Origin of the sequence: Chromohalobacter sarecensis, from assembly GCF_023061135.1 — a bacterium.
In the GTDB taxonomy this organism is placed as follows: domain Bacteria; phylum Pseudomonadota; class Gammaproteobacteria; order Pseudomonadales; family Halomonadaceae; genus Chromohalobacter; species Chromohalobacter sarecensis.
The window spans coordinates 1-20,243 of record NZ_JAKGAN010000002.1 but is presented as its reverse complement, the minus strand read 5'-3'; the positions used below and the strand labels follow the sequence as shown (position 1 = coordinate 20,243).

Here is a 20,243-nt window from a genome sequence, read left to right as displayed (position 1 = left end):
CTATACAGACAAGGAACGCCCATGGTTCGCTGGTGGCTGACACTACTACTCGTCAATGCCGCGCTCATCGCTACGGCAATCCCCCGCTTAGGCGTCGCCGCCATGCCCTGGCTGGCGCTGGAAGGCCTGATGCTGGTCGGCATTCTGAGCCTGTGGCCCCGGAAGCGCCTGCCGCGCCGGCTGTTGGCGTACGGCAGTGCCACGTTGATCGTGCTGGCGCTGATCTGTGCGCTGGGCGACACGATCACTCAGGAGATCCAGGGCCGGCCGCTCAACCTCTATCTCGACCCCTCACAGGTACCGATCCTGCTGGAGTTGTTGCGCGACAATCTAGGCCTGCCAGTGAGTATCGCAGTGGTGCTCGCGACGCTCCTGGCGCTGCTGGCCATCGGCCTCGGCTTGGGCCATCTGCTGGCGACGCTGCTTCGCCCTGACACGCCACGCCGCTGCGCCTGGGGCACGCTGGTGCTCGGCGTGGGACTGGCACTTCTCGGTTTGTGGCGCGACATGGCACCCGTCGGTACGCCTGGCATTACACTGCTCACCGAGCAGGCCACCCGCGCCTACGAGACCCGTGCCTCGTTACGTGATTTCGACGAGCGCCTGTCCGAGCGTGAATCCCCGCTCGATGCGCCGGACGGTCAGCCCTTGCCCGGCCTCGCCAAGACCGATGTCATTCTGGCGTTCGTGGAATCCTACGGCATGGCTGCGCTCGAACGTGAGCCCTTCGCCGAGCCGGTGAACGCCCGACTCGACGCCATGGCCGAGGCCTTCGCGCAAGCCGGGCTCAGCGTGGCCAGCGGCCGGGTTGCCTCGCCCACGCTTGGCGGGCAGTCACGCCTGGCGCATGCCAGTGTACTCAGCGGGCTGTGGGTCGACTCCACACTGCGCTACGACCTCTTTCTCGAAAGCCCTCGCGCCACCTTGATCGACGACTTCGAACAAACCGGCCACACCAGCGTCGCCATGATGCCGGCGATCTACCGGGACTGGCCCGCAGGACGGCGACTCGGTTATGACGAGATTCATGACGACGAGCGGCTCGACTATCGCGGCCCGCGCCTGGGCTGGGTGACGATACCCGACCAGTTCGTCTGGCATCGCCTACGCCAGGCACGCCGCGAACATCGCGAACCGTTGTTCGCTGAACTAGCCCTGATCAGCAGCCATGCGCCCTGGGTGCCGGTGATCGAACCGCTGGCCTGGGACGAACTCGACGACGGCGAAGCCTTCGCGCGCTGGGAAGGCGAAGGCAGCGACTTTCTCGAGCTTTGGGGAGATAACGCCGGCATGCGGCAACGCTACGGCCCGGCGCTGGCGTATTCGCTGGCGGTCGCCGGCGAATACGCCGAGCGCTACGTGAACGACGACACTCTGTTGATTCTGCTTGGCGATCATCAGGCCGCACCCGGCATGCTGGGTGATACCCCCAACCGCGAAGTGCCCATCCACATCATCAGTGGCGACCCCGCATTGATCGCGCCGTTCCTCGAGCACGGATTCCAACGCGGGATGCAGCCTGGACGCGACACGCCCGCGCGCTCGATGGACGAGCTACGCGAGCTGCTGCACCAGTTTTACGGCGCCACCGACTAGAGAAGCTTACAGCGGGCCGCCTATGCGATCAGGCACGCGCCCGGTCGTGGCGGTCCTTGAGCAAGCTCGCCACCCCCGTAACCACCAGCGCGCCGACAATGATGGTCATCGACAACCAGATGGGGATCTCGGGAATCGACTCGATGGGATGGCCGCCGTTGATGAATGGCAGCGTATTCTCGTGCAAGGCCTCGAGGACCAGCTTGACGCCGATGAAGCCCAGAATCACCGACAGCCCCAGTCCCAGGTAGACCAGACGTGACAACAAGCCACCGAGGAGAAAATAGAGCTGCAGCAGTCCCAGCAACGCGAAGGCGTTGGTCGTGAAGACGATATACGGCTCACGCGTCAGCCCATAGATGGCCGGGATGGAATCCAGAGCGAACAAAAGATCGGTGAAGCCCAGCGCCACGATCACCATGAATAGCGGCGTCACCACGCGCTTGCCGTCGACTTTCGCCAGCAAATTCTTGCCGTGATATTCATTGGTAACGGGCAACCAGCGCTGCACCAGCCGCACCGCCAGATTGGGGCGGTATTCCTCTTCTTCGTCGCTGTCTTCGAAGCTTTCCTTGCCCAGCTTGTAGGCCGTCCACAGCAGGAAGGCACCAAAGATATAGAACACCCAACTGAACTGGTGGATCGCCGCCGCGCCCACGGCGATAAAGATACCCCGCATGACCAGGGCGATGACGATGCCGATCAGCAACGCTTTCTGCTGGTGAATACGCGGCACCGCAAATTTGCTCATGATGATCACGAACACGAACAGATTATCCACCGACAGGCTCTTCTCGGTGATAAAGCCGGCAAAATACTCCGCGCCGTGCTGTGCGCCCCACACCCACCAGAGCCCGGCACCGAATGCCATAGCGATGGCGATAAACACACACGACCATGCCGCCGCTTCCTTGAAGCTCGGCTCGTGCGGCTTGCGAACGTGAAAGACGAAATCAAAAACGAACAGCGCGGTGATGCCAGCCACAGTGGCCAGCCATACCCACAGGGGGACGTGCATAGGTCTACCTCCGGTCAACGGTCAACGTTGCCGAAGGTCTCTCCCGCTTGGCATGAGTGCCGAGCCGCTGTCACCGGGGCGTTGCGCCCGTGCTGACGATGACAGCGCGAAGGTACGGGCCTGGCGACCCGCTTCGGGAATACTCCCCTTCCGCTGCGGCGCATTGTGGGACTAGGCCTACCGCAACGCAACGTTTATCGTCGCGGCGGCATGCCTTGATGACCTCACCCCCAGCAATGCACGTAGCGATAGGCCGTTTCCGCCAGGCGTGAATCCAGTCCCCAGGGCGCGAAGCGACGCGCCATTTCATCGACGACGTCACGCAGCGGACGTCTCGCCTCGCGCACCTGCGACTCAATGATGGTCCCGATCGTGAACAACGCACTGTTTTCGGGGCTGGTGTCATCCACACGCGGGGTTTCCAACCACGGCGCATGCCGCGCCAATTCCACATCATCCTTGGTAATCATCTCGTGACCTCCACTCGCTTATTCGCGCGTATTGCTTGTGACTCACGGCTCTCTATACGACTTTAGTGCAAGTCACGAAGTTCCGCCATGCGTCAAATCGGTGCAGTCGCATGACACGCTTTAGCGAATTCACCAATCTTCAGCCGAGTATAAAGATCACACAGGCGGCGGTAAGCGCCCCCATGGTCACGTTGAACACTCTCCAGGCGCGCGGTCCCTTGAGCCAGTGACCAATGGCCATGCCAAAGCCTGCCCATAGCGCGATACAAGGAAAAGCCACGAGCTCGGCCGCTCCCGCCAGTGCGAACGCATTGATCAAGGTATTGCCATCCTCGGGCAAAAAGCTCGCCATTAGCGTCAAGCCCATGACCCAGGCCTTGGGATTGGCGAATTGGAAAGCTACCGCCTGCCAGAAGCTAAGTGGCCGCCCTTGGGTATCGCCGAAGCGGGGTGGTGGCGCCGTGGCAATCCCCCAGGCGAGGTACAGCAAATAGAGGCTGCCGATCACCCGCAGCGACGTCTGTACCAACGGAAAGCGCTCGAAGATCATTCCCAGGCCTAACGCCACGCCCGAGAACAACAGGAAGCACCCGCCCAGGATGCCTAACAGATGCGGCAAGGTACGTCGGAAGCCGTAATTGGCACCGGATGCAGTAAGCATCACGTTATTGGGGCCTGGCGTGATGCTCATGGAAATCATGAACAGGGCGGCGGGCCCAAGAGCGGCCAAGGTCTCCATCTTGATTGTACCCCTACAATTTTAAATTAATGGTTTCAATTTACCGGATATATTGAGAATAATGAGTACAATAAAGGCGTCAAAGGTTTTATTGTCACCATGACAATTTGGACACCCGAGCTGCCTGAAGGCGGCCCACGCTACCGGCGTATCGCCGAGGCCATCGCCCAAGGAATTGAACGTGGCGAGCTCGCCCCTGGCGATAAGCTACCGCCCCAGCGCCAGCTCGCCGATCGCCTGGGCGTCACCATCGGCACCATTACCCGCGCCTACGCCACGGCGCATCATCAGGGTTGGGTAGAGTCCCGAGTTGGCAGCGGTACCTATGTGCGTCGCTCGATCGAGGAAATCCCTACCAGCTTTCGCGCCGGCCAGCCACTCGACCGGGGCATGATCGACATGGGCATGAGTCTACCGCCACCCCATCCGTCAAGAACCCAAGGCCTGCAACGTGCGCTCGAGCACATCACCGCCTCGCCCAGCGCCCTCCAGGCCGCCACGGAGTATCAGCCCGAGGCCGGCAACGAGACTCAGCGCGCGCGAATCGCCGCCTGGCAAGGTAGCCTCGGCTTCCCCGACGATCCAAGTCGGCTGGTGATTACGCAGGGTGGCCAGCACGGCATCCAGCTCGCACTGCAGGTACTCTCTCAACCAGGCGACCTGGTTGCGAGCGATACCCTCACCTACCCCGGGTTCATCTGCGCTGCCCAACAAGCCCATCTACGCCTGATGGCAGTGCCAATGGACGCCAACGGCCTGGACGTCGATGCCCTGGCCAGGCTATGCGCTCGACAGCCACCGCGAGTGCTCTACACCACGCCGGACCTCAACAATCCGACAGGCGCCCAGCTCGATGAGACACGCCGCAAGCAATTGGTGGCCCTGGCCCGCGAGCACGACATCTGGCTGATCGAAGACGCCGTGCAGTATCTGCCGGTGGCCAATCGTGGCACGCCACTCGTCACGCTGGCCCCGGAGCGCACCTTGCACATCTTCAGCACCTCCAAGATACTGACCGGCGGGCTACGCGTCGGCAGTCTTACAGCGCCAGAACGCCTCCTGGAACGCCTGGGAACGGCGATCCGCGCCCAGAGCTGGATGGCGCCGCCACTGATGGTAGAGACGGCCTGCCACTGGATGGAGGACCCTGGCAGTCGAGAACTACTGCACTGGCAGATCGGTGAGCTGGCCGCCCGCCGCGAATTGGCTCTGGAACGCCTGGCTGCCTATCAACCACTAAGCCACGAGGGCTCGTCGATACTCTGGTTGCCACTCCCCGCAGGGCGGCGTAGCAGCGAGTTGCAGATCCTGCTGGCACGACGCGGCGTCAAGGTCTCTACCCCTGAGCCATTCTGCATGGGAAGCGAGCCAGCGCCCCAAGCCCTGCGGCTGTGTCTAGGGCCGCCCATCGACCGAGAATCGCTAGCGCAAGCATTGACGATCATCGACGAGGTCCTCGCAGAGGTACCGGCCTCGCCCTGGCAGACCCTTTAAGCTCATGTTTCAAGTGCCGGACAACGGTTCGGCACTCATGCATGATATTCGTGATACTCACACCCCCAGCAAGTCGCTCCTCCCTGCAAAATGAAAAAGCCGCCGGTTGATACCGGCGGCTTTGCGGCTTTTCATCAGGGCACATTGCCGTAATGCGTCAGCTCGTGCGGGAGGCGTCAGGCAAAGCGGCGGGCTCGCTCGCGCCTTGGCCACGCTCGCGCAGGGTGAAGGCCCCCACCGTCTCGGCGAGGCGTTGCGACTGCCCCTTGAGCTCAGCGGCGGCGGTAGCGCTTTCCTCGACCATGGCGGCGTTCTGCTGCGTCATGTTGTCCAGGTCAGTCACCGCGACGTTGACCTGGCTGATGCCGTCACGCTGCTCGCTGGTCGCGGCGCTGATCTCGTTGAGCACGTCCGTGACGCGTGCCACGCCCTCGACGATCTCATTCATCGCGGTGCCCGCGCCGCGTGCCAGTTCGGCGCCGCTGTGGGTCTTGCTCGAGGCGTTATCGATCAGCGACTTGATCTCGCGGGCGGCCTCGGCACTACGCGTGGCGAGCTGACGCACCTCGCTGGCGACCACCGCGAAGCCACGCCCTTCCTCGCCGGCACGCGCCGCCTCCACGGAGGCATTCAAAGCCAGTAGGTTGGTCTGGAAGGCGATGCCATCCATGGTGGTGACGATCTCGGCGACTTGCTGCGTAGCGGTCTCGATCTCGTCCATGGTGCTGACCACGTCCCCGACGACCTCGCCACCGCGTGTCGCCGACTGGCTAGCCGACTCAGCCAGGCCGCTGGCCTGGCTCGCCGAATCCGCAGTATGCGAGACGGTACTGGTCAATTCCTCCATCGAGGCCGAGGTTTCCTGCAGGCTGGAGGCGGTGGTATCCGTGCGGCCGGCGAGGTCCTGGCTCGCCGAGGCAATCTCCGACGACGCCACGCGGACCGAATCACTGCTGTCGCGCACCTCCAGCAATACGTCGTTCATCTTGTCGGCGAAGGCATTGAACTGCGTCGCCAGCTCGGCGATCTCATTACGCCCACGCACCGGCAAGCGCTGGGTCAGATCACCGCCGCCGGAAGCGATATCGCGCATGCGCCCGGCCAATTGACGCAACGGCCGCGCCAAGCTGCCGCCCAGCAACCAGCTCACCACCAAGCCCAGCGCCGCGATCACCGCACCCACCGCAATCATGCCCATCATATCGGCCTGGCGCTGATCCTCGAGATCGCCCTGAAGATTATTGGCCCCGGCCATGACCACATCGGCCGGCAGGCGAATCGTCAGCACCCAGGAGGCCGGTGAGTCGCCGATGGTGAAGGGACGATAGATCTCGAAGCGCCCGGCCGCCTCGTCGAAGCGATAGATCGTTTCGCCGTTCGCGGCTGCGGTCAGCGGCTCGCGCATCGATTCGTCGAGAGCGTCAGAAGCCTCTTGGCCCAATGAGTCAGACGCCTGGGTAGCTGCGGCAAGCACACCGCGAGAAGCCACCAGCGCCATGTCCCCTGCGCCGTCGTAGAGCCCCTGATTGGCCTCGGTGAGCAAGCCTTGCAGGAAATCCACGTCGAAGTCCACACCGGCCACGCCGCGGAATTCACCGTCGACCTGGACCGGTACGTTGAAGGAAGTGACCAACTTGCGTTCGCCGCCGTAGTCGTAATAGTACGGATCGATGACGCAAGTGCGGCCAGTTTCCTGCGGACACAGGTAGTACTCGCCCTTGCGAACGCCTTGCTCATTGGGCGTCTGTAACCCCTGGCGGTCGTTCAGTGCCAGAGTCAGCACCTCGAGCTCGTCATCGGCGGTGCGATACCACCACGGCATGAAACGGCCATTGGGGCCATAGCCTGCGTCTTCACGCCCCGTGTAATCGCTGTCATCGCCAAAGGCGTTGGGCTCCCAGCCGATGAAGGCATCCAGCAAGTCGGGATTTTCCGTCACCGTGTCGCGTACAACATTCGACAGCTCATTGCGGGTCAGCGAGACACCCTCATCCGTCCCCATCAGCTCGTTAAGTGAAGCCAAGTTGCGTGCCTGGCCCAGCGCCTGGGTCAACCGGGTATTGATCCGCTCGACCTGGGTCGACGCCACAGCGTCCAGACGCTGCTCGATGTTCTGCTCGAGCAATTCGCGTGTCTGGTCACCGACGAAGGTCATCGAACGAGAGTTAGCAAAGGTGGCATAGCCGACCAAGGCCACCACCAGCACCACGATGCAAGCCCCGACGAGCGTCGCGACGAGAGTGCGGATCGACTTGAAATGCATGCTCACACCTCCCGCCGTGACGGCTCGGTGGGGATACATGCAGGAAGCGACGCCAATACGGCACCACCCGCCACGTGGTAGCACATGGGCAAGCAAGACAACATGGAAACGATCTCGTTTGGGATAGGATTCGAACGGGAAGGAGCATGGAATCGATGCCCCATGCCACGCGTATCGGCATGTCAGGTATGAACTTTAGAGATGGAGTGGAAAGCCGGCGCTTTCGGGTTCGCGGTCAAGAGGAGCCCTACGGTCCCACCTAGGAAAGATTGCGGAAGCGGAGTGCGCTCAAGCGCTCAGGCGGTTCTCGTCGGGGTCGACCATGATGATGCGCGCCGGCGAATAGAAGCGTGACGTCAACAAAGCGGCCAGCCCGATGGGCCCCGCGCCAACGATGGCGACGGTATCTCCCAGCCTGACCTCGCCGTTCAACGCGCCGATCTCGTGGCCGGTGGGCAGGATATCGCTCAGCATCAGCGCTGCGGCGGGCGCGAGCCCCGGCGGCAATCGATACAAGCTGTTGGCGGCATGCGGGATGCGCACATACTCGGCCTGGGTACCATCGATCTTATGACCGAGAATCCACCCGCCATCGCGGCAATGCGCGTACATACCCTGCTTGCAGAAATCACAATGCCCGCACGACGTGATGCACGAGATCAGCACATGATCGCCGACCGCGAGACCGCTGACGCCCCCGCCGACCTCCTCGATCATTCCGATACCCTCATGACCCAAGGTACGGCCCGGCGTCACCGCCGGCACATCGCCCTTGAGAATGTGCAGATCGGTCCCGCAAATAGTGGTATGCGTCACCCGCACGACGGCATCCGTTGGCTGCTCGATCCCCGGCCGCTCCTTCTCCTTCCAGGCCCGTTGCCCCACTCCCTCATAGACAAGCGCTTTCATCTCGACCTCCACGGGTCACGCCCACCGCGACTCGGCAGGCACTCCGACTGAGTATAGAAAGGGCCGAGGAAAAGAGATTGATTGGGGTCATGTTTCCGCGATTGCGGCGAAGGGAATGGGTGGTGGGGGTAGCTAGGTAAGCTGGCTGGGGGTATGAGTTCGCTTTTAAGTCAAAGAGATACTGGTGTTAAAGGACAAGCAACCGTAATTGAGATAAAGGTACAGTACTTTGGAATCAGTAGGCTTGAGAGACATATCCAGCATCGTGAAATCCAACTCATCCTCTCCCGTATCGACGCAAATACACTTTTAACCGCTCAAAGCGTGGATCAGCCTCTAGTTCAGGCGTGGTTGTGCGAATCGCTTCTAAGCAAGCTCCAAGGTCACGAGGTGGCCACTGAGCTTGGTCATCTATCACTAGGCTAAGGAAGTCCAATACCTGCTCCGGAAACCTGGTACAAAGGTCAACCTCATGAAGCCTATGCACCAAAAAGTTTGGGTGAGCCGGTGGTTGCAGCCAGGCACGGAGCATCGCCAATGCTTCAGGGAACATATCTTGAGCCGCGACGCACAGGCGGCCAAGGCTTTCCGCAATGGCTGGTGAAATGTTGTCTCGTGTTTTAGGCCAGATGTTATGAAGGTAGGGAGCTACTCGATTGCTCCAGTAATCAGCACGTTGTTCGCCCGCTCCTTCCAATGCTCTTACTAGGGCCTTCGCTGAGTCGTGCAAACCATCCTGAGGGAGTGAACGAGTAGCTCCAGCCAGTTCGGATGCGGTGAATGTATCACTCGGGTCGAGAGCTGCGAATGTCAGTAGCGATGCGTATTGACCGTCGTGTTTGGTCAATGCTCCATAGTGACGTGCCGTGTCAAGAAATGCCGGCTTGAGTACTTCCATCAAGGGCCGATATAGGCGCGGGGACCACAGGAAGCCCTCCCAAGCAGCGAGCGCCTCGGCCTCAGCGCGCTTCCAGTCGAACATCGGCAACAAATGTTGCGTCGTCCATTCCAAGTCGACGCGGAATAATGCAATGACATGGGCTGCCAGCAAAACGCGTCCATGCCGGAACTTGTCGACCTGAATATCGCAAAGATTAGTAAACGTAGCTTTGATCTCTGATGGCAGGCCTTGCCCATCTTCCAGTGGTCTTCGGTACCACCAGCGCAAGAGCGCTTCCGTCACATGCCCCACGGGATGATTGATAGCGCGCATGATGGGTTCATCGGTATCGACGGCATCCTGATGATCTAACGCCAGGATACGACGAGCGAGCGTGAAGAAGTGTGCTTCTTGACCTTCGAACGTCTTCGCGATGGCTTGCAGCCACCAACTGACACCGCAGGCAAGCGTTTGCAGAAATTCAGTCGGTGAATCTGCCAGAATTGGGGCCAAATAGCGCCAAGAGCGTTTGACAAGGTTTTCCTCTGACCACGCCTGCAATGCCTCGCGCCAGCGGTCGGTCGGCCATTCGCCTTCCTTGGCCAATGCACATAAAGCACAAGCGGTAGTGGCAAAGTTGTCACGGCAGCGCTGCCGCCAGTCATCTTCCTGCCAGTGATCGGTGGTAGGATTCTGCTTGAGCCACTCGACCAACTCGCGGCGTCTAGACGGGGTGGCAATAAATTTACGCCACTCATCACCATCGCCCACCCAATAAGGAAACTCGTCGCGCTGATCTGCTTCCAATTGCCAGTCTGGGTACTGATCGGCAAATCCGTTCAGCCGCTCATGGCCAGCGTCACCCAACATCACTCCTGCTTCAACGACCTTGGCCAGTCGCAACCAGATCTCCCGGTCCACGATTCGCACCCAGCGCTCAGGCTCGATATCGTCCTCGAACATGATGCGGGGTGGTCCAGCAAGGATGGCTGACTCAAGCTCTTCTAGCATCGCTTCATCGAGCTGCGGCGCCAGAGTGACTAACAGCCGTATCGCTTCTCGCTCGGTTTCCACCGACCACAGCCACCAGTGATCATCTGCTAGCAACCAGTCGAGTGCGCGTCGATGGGGTATCACGTTACCCTGTGCCGCGGCAAAGAAGGCGAGGCGCCGGAATAGCGGGTAAGGCGTATACCACCAGGATTCTGCCGCGAGCGCCGCCCACTCAGGAGTCTGAGCAGCCGTGGCCAGCCAGGCATCCCGGGTAAGGTCGATCAATGCGGTCCAATCGTGGAAGTCTCGGTTCTGCGGGTGCTCACTGATCGAGGGTTGGTGGATGTAGGATAAATCGCTCTGGGTGTCGGCGCTGCAGAGCTCACGCATCAGATCGAGCGCGTCGCGCAACAAGGCACTGAAATCGGACAGTAGCTCTGGCAGCACGGCGGTCCAACGCTCATCCTTGGACAGGTCACCCAACCCTGAATGAACGTGGTCTGTTGATAGCACCAGCTCCCATTCCACTAGGTCCCTGATGCGCGTTGGCTCCTCGCCATCCCTGTCCTTCGTAGGCCAGCGAAAGGGCTCACGTAGCGATATGCGTGGCGTCAGCGTTTCGCGCAGCTCAAAACGCAAGGTGGTAGTGAGCCCATCGCGCTTGAAGCGGTCACGCCAGCGATATAGGTCAAAGTCGTGCAGCCAGGATCTCAAGCGCCCGGTCAATAGTAGTCGCCACAGAGTGCGCATCAGAGGGCCGGGGATGGCGTTGGGTGCGCTCTCACGGATGCACGCCAACTCGACGCTATTATCATCGTGCTCTAGCTTGGCCAACTCATCCAGACGGTGTTCAATCAACCAGATCAGGTCATCGTGCAGCTGACCACCGCGCTTGGCTAGCCATAGCAACATTGCTGGGTCGTCAAGATGTCGGATCAGCCATCGTGCTAGGTGGCGCATCACATCGTCCCAACTGCTGCCACGCGCACCGGCATCGACGACACACATCGATGGTGCCAGAAGATAAGGCGCGGGTCTGCAGGTTAGGCTGAAGGTCAGCTTGTCATCCGCAGGCGTCTTCGGTGTAACTCCGAAGCGGCGCAAGTCCGAGTAGTCATAGCGATCCTCGCTCAAAGGCTGCAGCCAATCCAGTGGCGGCACTGGGTCAAGCTCGGCAAAACGCTTGGCGGGTAGACCGCCCGGATCGCTCAGCGCCCACAAAAGTCGACCTACGAAGTCATCCTGCCGGGTGCTTGTCAGTGGGCGTCCCATTGCACACTCAACGACAATCCGCTCCTTGCCGCGTACCCCGTCCCGGTAGGTCTCGGCCCAGACTCGCAGGGTTTTATGTAGATAAGCGTGGCGATTGTGCTCGCGATAGAGGATGGGTGTAACGTTCTTAGCTCGCCACCCGTTAGCCCGCTCCTCTTCTTTACCCTTGGAGTAGCTACCAAATGCGAACATCTCTGGAGGCGACTCGCCGAGCAGTCGGTCGGCGGCTAGCGCATCCATCATATAACGCAACACCGGGTCGTTGATGCTATAACCGACGAAACAGACGGTGTAGTTGCGGAACAATTCACCGACGAAACGGGCCGCCCAACGCTCGGTGAGGTAGGCTAATCCGAAATCACCACTGGAAACGACCAACTGATCCAGCTCGCTTACAGAAGGCTTGACGCTAAGCAAGCCATGCAGATACACCAGTCCATCCCAGCGGTTCTTCGGCACCGGCAGAAGCGGTGCCTGAAACCGCTCGACCAGCAGCGATTTCACGGTAATCACCTCCTCGAACAAGCGATCGAAGTTCGTGGTGATGAGTCGAGTCTGTCCATTTCGGCACTTGCCCAACGTCAGCAAAGCTTCGTGGGTCGTTGTAGCATTGGGGGCGGTCAGGTTTGGTGTGAGGATGCCCGCCAAGGCCCGGCGCACAGTCTCGCGTCCACCGACAATATCCGCTTCCAACAGACTGATTGCAGTGTCGAACTGCCCCGCTTTCATCGCGGCCTTCTGCACTGCATTGGGAGTGGTAGCAAGGGCCGTGTAGAGCTTTTCAACCAACCCGGAAAAGCCCGGAAGACGCGCTGGGTATGAGATCCCTGCGCCGCAAAAGAACACCACGCGACCGTCCTCATGCGCTTGCAGGAGACGTTCAGGGATGTCTGGGCCGTGACCAACGAACTGCATAAGAGTGCTAAACCTTTAGTTGGGCGCAATTGAGAAAAACATAGTCGTATACAGCTCCCTGTTATTTAGCCAATTATTTACCTAAATTCTCACCTCGCCCTGACCTCCCCGCCAGCAGCTTCAGAATTAACAAGGCAAACTCCCGCCCCGTTTCCTCATTCTCCAGCAGCGGCATGCTGAGTTTTTCGTGATCGTTCATGGCGTCGAGTACGGCGTCGGTGACCTTCTTCGGGAACAAGCCGTGCATCACTTGGCCTTCGCTATGGCTGCGCACTTGGTCCATTACCGCTTCGTCGCGTTCGATGCGGTCGGCGATGCCGTTGGCGAAGTGCAGCTTGTCGTCGTCGCTGACTTCAGACCCATAGAGGTCGTTGAGGCGGTCGATGATCTCGGCGAGGCGTTGTTTCTCGGGGTCATGGGGCTTGCCGGAGCCGACGTCGGTACCGGGTTTGAGCGGCTTCCCCTCGGCGACTTCCAGCTTCAGCTGTTGTTCGGCGCGCTTGGTCATGCGGTAGTGGGTCAGTTCCAGTTCACTGACATCGACCGGATCTTCGTCCGTCAGTCGCTCGCTCCGCAGTAGCGGTTGGAGATGCTTGGCGTAAACGCACAGTTGTTCCAGTTCGAGATCGTCGAAGGTGATGATCTGGCTGAGAAACTCGTAGGAGCGCACGAAGCTGGTGAGGTTCTTGCGAAAGAGATCGAGCTCGTCGAGGGAGGTCCCGGCGTCCTTTAGCTCCTGCTCGGCGCGTAGTCGGCCTTTTTCATCGCCGTTTTGCTCGGCCTGTTGGCGTGCCTCGGTCCAGGTGTCGATCTGGTCGAGCAGCGCGCTATAACGCTTCTGGAAACGGTCCTGCGCGGGCTGGCAGTAATAGCTGAGGCTGGAAGCCGGCGCCTTGGGGTCATAGAAAGCCTTGGCGAAGGCATCGACTTCCTGCCAGTGGTAGATGCCAGCGGCATCCAGGGTACGCTTGAGGTCGAAAACCACCTGAGGGTCGGAGACGCCCTCCAGCTCGGCCTGCCGGTAATACGGCGCGAAGGCATCGAGAATATCCTTGGCGTCGTTGTAGAAGTCGAGGACGAAGGTTTCCTTGCCGGGGTATAACCGATTGAGCCGCGAGAGAGTCTGTACGCAGTCCACGCCCTGGAGCTTCTTGTCCACGTACATGGCGCACAGCTTGGGCTGATCGAAGCCGGTCTGAAACTTGTTGGCGGCGATCATGACGTTGTAGTCCTCGGTATCGAAGGCGTCCGCCAGATCGCGCCCCTTGAGGTCGGGGTTGAGATGGGGGCTGGTCTCGGTAACTTCCTCGGGAATCACCTCATCCGGGGCGACGGCGCCTGAGAACGCCACCAGCGGATGCACGTTTTTATAGCCCTTATCGGCGATGTAATCGCGCATGGCCAGCTGATAGCGTACGGCCTCTTGTCGGCTGGCGGTGACCACCATGGCCTTGGCCTGGCCATCGAGCAGATGGCGCACATTGGCGCGAAAATGCTCGACGATGATCTCCACCCGCTGCGAGATATTGTGGGGATGCAGCCGCACCCAGCGCGCCAGGGTCCGAGAGGCCTTCTTGGACTCCACCTCCTGCGCGTCGGCCGCCGGATGAGCCAGCTTCCAAGCGGTGCTGTAGGTGACGAAATTCTTGAGCACATCGAGGATGAAGCCCTCTTCGATAGCCTGGCGCATCGAGTAGAGGTGAAACGGCTCGGGCTTGTTGTCGTCACCTGCGGGCAGTGTCGGATCGGGCGGACGGCCGAATAGCTCCAGCGTCTTGGCCTTGGGGGTGGCGGTAAACGCGTAATAGCTGATGCGCTCGCTAGGGCGGCGGGCGGTCACGGCGGCATCCATCAGCGCTTCTGAACTGACTTCCTCATCGTCTTCTACGTTTTCCCCCGCAGCGGCCAACAGCGCTTTGAGCTTGCTGGCTGAGCTGCCGGTTTGCGAGGAATGAGCCTCGTCGGCGATCACCGCGTAGCGGCCCTCGGCGAGCTGAGGGCGTTTGTCCAGGGCATCGAAGAGCGCCGGAAACGTCTGGATGGTGACGATGATGATGCGCGTATTGCTGGCCAAAGCGTCGGCGAGCTGTTCGGATTTACTCTGGTTGCCGGTATCACGCGTAATGGGGCACACCACACCGTGGGCGTGCTCGAACTGATAGATGGTGTTCTGCAATTGGCTATCGAGCACGGTGCGGTCGGTGACGACGATCACCGAATTGAAGAGCTTCGTGCCGTCATCGGCGTAGAGGTTGGCCAGTTGGTGAGCCGTCCAGGCGATAGAGTTGGACTTGCCCGACCCCGCGCTGTGCTGCACGAGATAGCGCCCACCGGGGCCCTCCTCGCGCGTGGCGTGAATCAACTGGTTGACCGCTTCCCACTGGTGATAACGCGGGAAGATCAGCGTTTCCTTGGTCTGGCGACGACCGTGGAAATCCTCGGTGGTCTTTTTCTCCAGATGCAGAAAACGCCCCAGAACTTTCAGCCAGGCATTGGGTTGCAGCACGTCCCGCCAGAGATAATCCGTCGCGTAGCGGTATTCGTCAGCGGGCGGAGGATTGCCGGCACCGCCTTCCTCGGTGCCCTTGTTGAAGGGCAGAAACATGGTCTGATCGCCAGCCAGGCGGGTTGTCATCGCGACCTCATCCTGACTGACGGCGAAATGCACCAGAGCACCACGCTTGAAGGTAAGCAGCGGCTCAGCCTTGCGCGTAACCGGGTCCTTTATCGGGCGGTCGAAGCGATACTGGCGTTTGGCGTTCTCCACGGATTGCTTGAACGCACTCTTGAGTTCCAGCGTCGCCGTGGGAATGCCGTTGACGAACAGAACAAGATCGAGACGGGGGTTATAGGCCTGCCCGCCCTTGCCTTGCTCTCGGGCATGCGGGGAGTAGGAGACCTCCGGCACTACGCGCAGGCGATTGGCGCGATAGCGGGCGAGCGAGTCCGGGTTCATGACGTGATCGGGCTGGAAGCTGCACAAATCGAGCTTCACGCCCGGCACCTTGAAGCCATGGCGCAATACTTCCAGAGTGCCGGCCCGATCCAGCTCGCGGGCGACCTTCTGGATCAGCACCGTCTCCGACGCACGAGGATTGGCCTTGCAGAACTTGTCCCAACGCTCGGGCCACGCTTCCCGCTGATAGGCGATCACGTCTTCGGTGTAGAGCGCCGTGACACGGTCATAGCCGCTAGCGGTGCCGACCTGCCAGCCCCCAGCCACCATGGCCTCGATAATGTCCTGCTGGAATCGGTGTTCCCGGCTGTCCGCCATGCGTGCTCCCCACAAATCATTCTTTACTTTCTTAGCGCATGCTTAGAGCCTACCCCGCCAGCGTGAGCTTCACAAAACTTAACCGTATGTGGCGTGCCGGTGAAGGGCAAACAGAACCTTATCTAATGGCTCTGTCTTGATTGCCATACACCGCCCGAGTGCCTATCATGTAGGCATGGATTGGGAATGCCCGATCGGCAAGAGGCCTCGGCGAATGCGTCGGGGCCTCTTGTTTTTACGGGTATACCTTTAACCCCCAGCCTTTAACCTGACCTGACCGGCTACGACGGAATTTACCATCCAGAATCTCGAAAGCCCGGTTGGGTTGTTCAGGATTCAACAGGTGGCGGCCGATGGGACGTGCCACCATATCGGCTAGCTGCAGGCCCGCCGAATTCACTTTCTTGCTGGCCATAACGATATCTAGGGTATCTGCCAAGCCTTCCATCCGAGACCGGTCCATAATACGACGGAACTCCAGCTCAAGAGCCTGATCTTCTTGCAGTCCCCTCTGCTCAAATACAACGTGAGTTAGTTGGCCACGCTGCCCAAGCCTTTGCAACTCCATGAAAACGCGCTCTAGACCAAACTCCATCGCAACATGATAAGGGTTTCCATCAACACCGTGCTTGTATGAAAACTGGACTTTATCAATACAGCTGGCTATCAACGTGAAAGGGGAGCTTTCTATAATTCCCGACAAATCACCCATGAAGTCACGCCTGACATTAGGGTTAAGAAGAATATCAAACGGCTTCCTTGCCTTACGTATTTCAGCCTCATGAAGAACTATCATATCATGCCCAAAATAACGAAATTTCAGCTCCTGTATCTTGGGCACAATCTGAGCCAGGTAATCTTGCTTATGCACGATACAAAATGCCAAGACAAAAACAGGGTAATCAGGATTGATATTCCTGAGGCCGTGGTCCCCGCTTTCATCTACGTATACGATATATTCTCCAAAAGCTCCCATTCCTATTTCCCTATTCTTGTTATTCGATTTCCTCGTTCACCACAGCACTCACCTGCTGATCCTGCCAGTCAGCATAAGACTGCCCCGTCGCCTCTACCTTCCAGTCCATACGGCCGTTGGCGGCTCGCCCTGCAACGATGGCTGCGGCTGGGCTGGGGCTCGTGAAGCCATAGTCGCGAACGAACGTCTTGAAGCCATTACCGTCGTCCACGAGCACACCTTCATCGCAGAGCTGCTTATAGAGGTGGCGATAGTTATGTTTTAGGTCGATCCATTCGTCCCTGGCCAGGGAGCCCTCGAGGACGACGAACTCACCATCGAGCTCTTGCGCAAAGGCCACGATATTGTGTTTCTTGACTTCCATTTTCAGGCGGGGATTTTCCACCTCAGCCAGCGTGTGCGTTTCAGGTTGCGCTGACGTGAACGGCTCCGACTGTTGGCTTGAGGAAGGCTTCGCGGTGCTGCGCAGAAAGTCCAGACCGAGGACGGGCAATACCGTACGAATCTGCTCCATGAAAAATGCCATATCAGCCCGGTCGGATTCTGGCAGACCGATATAGTCATGCGCCGTGCCATTGGCCAGCTTACAGCGTCCCATGGCACCGGCATTTTGGATCAGCAAGCTTTCCAAAAACTTCACGTGAGCCTTGGTCAGGTTCTGGTCTTTGCTCGTGACGAGACAGACCTTTTCCCAAAAATCCTTGCCCCCTTTTTCCTCCGGCCGATTGTGCTGTTTCAGCCGCGTTGCTACATCGTCACTTTCACCGATGTAGACTAGGGGCCTCAGGTCGCCATCGGGGTCCGTACCGACCAGAAAATAGATACCGGTGCGCCCGCACTCGGGACGCTGCACCAACTCGCTCAGCTTGCTGCGCGGCCCGGTGAGCACGTGGCCAGTCCAATTCATGATCTCGGCGGTAAGCAGGCCGTTGGGGGCACCGTCCACCAGAAAGAGCCGAATGCTGCGTCCTTGGGTCATTTTGGTTCCTTATTATTAGGCGTAAGTGACACGTTCCTCGGCGGCCATAAGCACCTCAGGCTGCTCGGAGTGTTGTTCAGCCTTCCAACCGCGCACATCGATCTTGCCAGTGACGGCGGCAGAGATCAGAGCGGAGCGGCGTTCTTCAAGAAGCTTTATAGCCAAGCTTGCCTCTCTGGATAGCAAATCAAAAGCATTCTTTACATCTCTCAAATGCTTACATATCTCCACCTGTTCTTTCATCGGAGGCAATGCAACTTTCCTTGTGCTCATGGTTGATAATGGTATGCGCGAACGAGTGGAGCCAGATGCCATCACCCCGGCATCCGCCTCTGCACCTGATGAAAGTTGCTCTGCAACAAATTCAGGGGAAGCTGTATCCTGGATAAGGCGAAATCTAAAGCAATCCGCTTTTACCATAGCGGGCTCTATCCCAAAGGGTGCTACGCATGCTCGCCCAACAATATTTCGCTCATCTCCCAAGCCTGCAATAAGCACGTCTCCAGAAGCGACATCACTTTTGGCTATCGATCTATTGTAATATCCTTCGTCTATGTAAGCAGAGTCAGAATCATTGTAGCGTCCTGATTTAATGTTCTGGAGGCGAATAACACGAACGCCATGATCAGTGTAATGCTCAGACTTCAACGCGGAGCCAAATGGGCCATCACACTTCTCAGAAGCAATTAAACCAAGCTTGATCACCTCCCAATGCTCAGGCACCTCGCCCAGCCACTGCACTCCGGAATCTTTCATCGGCACGTTGGCGTCCAGCCCCTTAGTGACGGCATGGGAGATCACCGCTTGGCGCTTCTCCTTGAGCAACTCGATCAGGCGCTGTTGCTCCTCCACCAAGGCGTCAATGCGAGCGGTTTCGTGGTTGAGGAAATGCGATATGATCGCCTGTTCGCTTTGGGGTGGAACCGTGACCTTGAATGAGGAAAGTTCATCCCCGGATAGCTCAAGAAACGTCGTCCCTTTTCCCCTAACATTCAACGCCTGAGTGCAGTTGCGCAAAAGGTACGCAAAGAAACGTGCTTCTTTTCCTCTGGCAGGAACTAGTGTTTTACATCCCTGGTTGGTGCAAAGCGGCACGGAGGCAATCGCCAACGAGCCAATCGGTGCTCGCGTTGAAAGAACGAGACTACCCGAGGGAACCAATGTTGCGCCGCATGAGGCAAGGCCTTTTGCGGTGATCTGACGAGCAGAAGCGCCCACCTCAAGCGATGGCAATGAACTCAGATCCGCAGGCGTGACCCAAGTTACTTGACCACCCCAGTACTCTTCGTCTGCGCTCGGAGTTGAACCTCCGACAACCTGAAACTGTGTCTTCAGTGGCTGAACTTGCCAATGCGCCGGCACCGCCCCCAGCCACTCGACACCGGAATCCTTGTATTTAGGATAGCTTGAAAAAGTACTCAGGCTATCCCTGTCCTCACCCTCCTGGCCAGTCACTTCGTACCTGTTCAAATTTGTCATACCGACAGCTCCTCGATCATCTGCTTGATCCGGTCGGTGCAGGTCTTGAGGTCGGCGTCGATCTCTTCCAGCGGTCGCGGCGGCGTGAACTGGTAGAAGTGCCGGTTGAAGGGGATCTCGAAGCCGACGATGCCGATGCGGCCGTCCAGCGGGTCGTGCTTTTCCTCATCGATCCAGGCGTCAGGCACGTGGGGCTTCACTTCGCGCTCGAAGTAGTCGAACACCGACTCGTCCAGCGGCACGTTCTCGTTATCACGCAGGCCGGTATCGGGTTCGGGGTTGCCCTTCTTATCCAGGCAGATGTCGGCCTCGGGGTCGCGTTCAGAAAGCGCGTTGAGAATGGCTTTGTGCACCGGCGCGCCGACCTTGAGCCCTGCTTCCTTGAGCGCGGCGTTAAGTGCTTTGATAAAGGCGTCGCGATTAGTCCAACGCTGTTCTGAATCAAGGATCGCACAGGCGGCCTTGAGGGCTTCGCGCTCATCCCCTTCGAGTTTCTGGATCGACTTCTCCTCATCGAGACGAGCCAGGCGCTCAGGAGATGCCTGGAAGTTGAGGCGCAGCGGACGCTCGACGGTGATACGGCGGTAGCCGAAGGCTTCCACTGGGAATAGCTTGCTCTCTTCGTTTTCCTTGAAAGCGCCGTAAAGCCGCACGATCTCTTCGATATCACGATCAGCGACGAACTGACGTTTGCTGCCGAGCGACTTGCGCATCTTGCTGGCCCGGCCGGTGGCATCGATCAGTTGCACCTGGCCACGGCGTTCGGCAGGCTTATTATTCGAGAGAATCCACACATAGGTGGCGATACCAGTGTTGTAGAACAGGTCCGTGGGCAGGCCGACAATGGCTTCCACCAGGTCGTGCTGCAGCAGGTAGCGGCGAATTTCGGATTCCCCACTGCCGGCACCGCCGGTGAACAGCGGCGAGCCGTTGAGGATGATGCCGATGCGTGAGCCGCCCTCCTGCCGCGGACGCATCTTGCTCAC

General features: G+C 59.2%; 13 protein-coding genes. 2 read left to right on the top strand and 11 right to left on the bottom strand.

The window, feature by feature from the left end:
* Nucleotides 1–21 precede the first annotated feature (21 nt).
* Nucleotides 22–1,596, top strand: a complete 1,575-nt coding sequence (locus L1071_RS03060; RefSeq protein WP_246968576.1) for an alkaline phosphatase family protein — start codon at nucleotides 22–24, stop codon at nucleotides 1,594–1,596.
* 28 nt (nucleotides 1,597–1,624) lie between these two features.
* On the opposite strand, the gene L1071_RS03055 is transcribed toward L1071_RS03060, so the two are convergent.
* From L1071_RS03055 to L1071_RS03045, 3 genes are all read right to left on the bottom strand, one after another.
* Complete coding sequence (locus L1071_RS03055) at nucleotides 1,625–2,614, bottom strand: TerC/Alx family metal homeostasis membrane protein (protein ID WP_246968573.1); 990 nt, start codon at nucleotides 2,612–2,614, stop codon at nucleotides 1,625–1,627.
* Between the two features lie 224 nt (nucleotides 2,615–2,838).
* Complete coding sequence (locus L1071_RS03050; RefSeq protein WP_246968571.1) at nucleotides 2,839–3,084, bottom strand: hypothetical protein; 246 nt, start codon at nucleotides 3,082–3,084, stop codon at nucleotides 2,839–2,841.
* A 139-nt stretch (nucleotides 3,085–3,223) separates the two neighbouring features.
* Nucleotides 3,224–3,823 carry a LysE family translocator gene (locus L1071_RS03045; protein WP_246968569.1) on the bottom strand — a complete coding sequence of 200 codons (600 nt, stop codon included), beginning with the start codon at nucleotides 3,821–3,823 and terminating at the stop codon, nucleotides 3,224–3,226.
* A 99-nt stretch (nucleotides 3,824–3,922) separates the two neighbouring features.
* On the opposite strand from L1071_RS03045, the gene L1071_RS03040 reads away from it, so the two are divergent.
* Nucleotides 3,923–5,317: an aminotransferase-like domain-containing protein gene (locus L1071_RS03040; RefSeq protein ID WP_246968567.1), complete on the top strand. Its 1,395-nt coding sequence runs from the start codon at nucleotides 3,923–3,925 to the stop codon at nucleotides 5,315–5,317.
* A 157-nt stretch (nucleotides 5,318–5,474) separates the two neighbouring features.
* Here the strand turns inward: L1071_RS03040 and L1071_RS03035 are convergent, their stop codons facing one another.
* The 8 genes from L1071_RS03035 to L1071_RS03000 form a co-directional block, all read right to left on the bottom strand.
* Nucleotides 5,475–7,580 (bottom strand): methyl-accepting chemotaxis protein, encoded by a 2,106-nt coding sequence (locus L1071_RS03035; protein WP_246968565.1) that lies wholly within the window; start codon nucleotides 7,578–7,580, stop codon nucleotides 5,475–5,477.
* 288 nt (nucleotides 7,581–7,868) lie between these two features.
* Nucleotides 7,869–8,489, bottom strand: a complete 621-nt coding sequence (locus L1071_RS03030; RefSeq protein WP_246968562.1) for an alcohol dehydrogenase catalytic domain-containing protein — start codon at nucleotides 8,487–8,489, stop codon at nucleotides 7,869–7,871.
* Nucleotides 8,490–8,766: 277 nt separating this feature from the next.
* Nucleotides 8,767–12,549: an anti-phage defense-associated sirtuin Dsr1 gene (dsr1, locus tag L1071_RS03025; protein WP_246968559.1), complete on the bottom strand. Its 3,783-nt coding sequence runs from the start codon at nucleotides 12,547–12,549 to the stop codon at nucleotides 8,767–8,769.
* 73 nt (nucleotides 12,550–12,622) lie between these two features.
* The gene (locus L1071_RS03020) at nucleotides 12,623–15,823 is read right to left on the bottom strand and encodes a type I restriction endonuclease subunit R (protein WP_246968556.1); all 3,201 of its coding nucleotides are present in this window, start codon (nucleotides 15,821–15,823) and stop codon (nucleotides 12,623–12,625) included.
* A gap of 235 nt (nucleotides 15,824–16,058) precedes the next feature.
* The gene (locus L1071_RS03015) at nucleotides 16,059–16,799 is read right to left on the bottom strand and encodes a DUF3800 domain-containing protein (protein ID WP_246968553.1); all 741 of its coding nucleotides are present in this window, start codon (nucleotides 16,797–16,799) and stop codon (nucleotides 16,059–16,061) included.
* Between the two features lie 19 nt (nucleotides 16,800–16,818).
* Entirely contained in the window at nucleotides 16,819–17,778 is a 960-nt protein-coding gene (locus L1071_RS03010; RefSeq protein WP_246968551.1) for a GIY-YIG nuclease family protein, read from the bottom strand.
* A gap of 15 nt (nucleotides 17,779–17,793) precedes the next feature.
* Nucleotides 17,794–19,257, bottom strand: coding sequence for a restriction endonuclease subunit S (locus tag L1071_RS03005; protein ID WP_246968549.1), 1,464 nt, complete (start codon nucleotides 19,255–19,257; stop codon nucleotides 17,794–17,796).
* Nucleotides 19,254–20,243 (bottom strand): HsdM family class I SAM-dependent methyltransferase (locus L1071_RS03000; protein ID WP_246968547.1); only part of this gene is annotated, 990 nt, incomplete at its 5' end. The genes L1071_RS03005 and L1071_RS03000, both read right to left, overlap by 4 nt.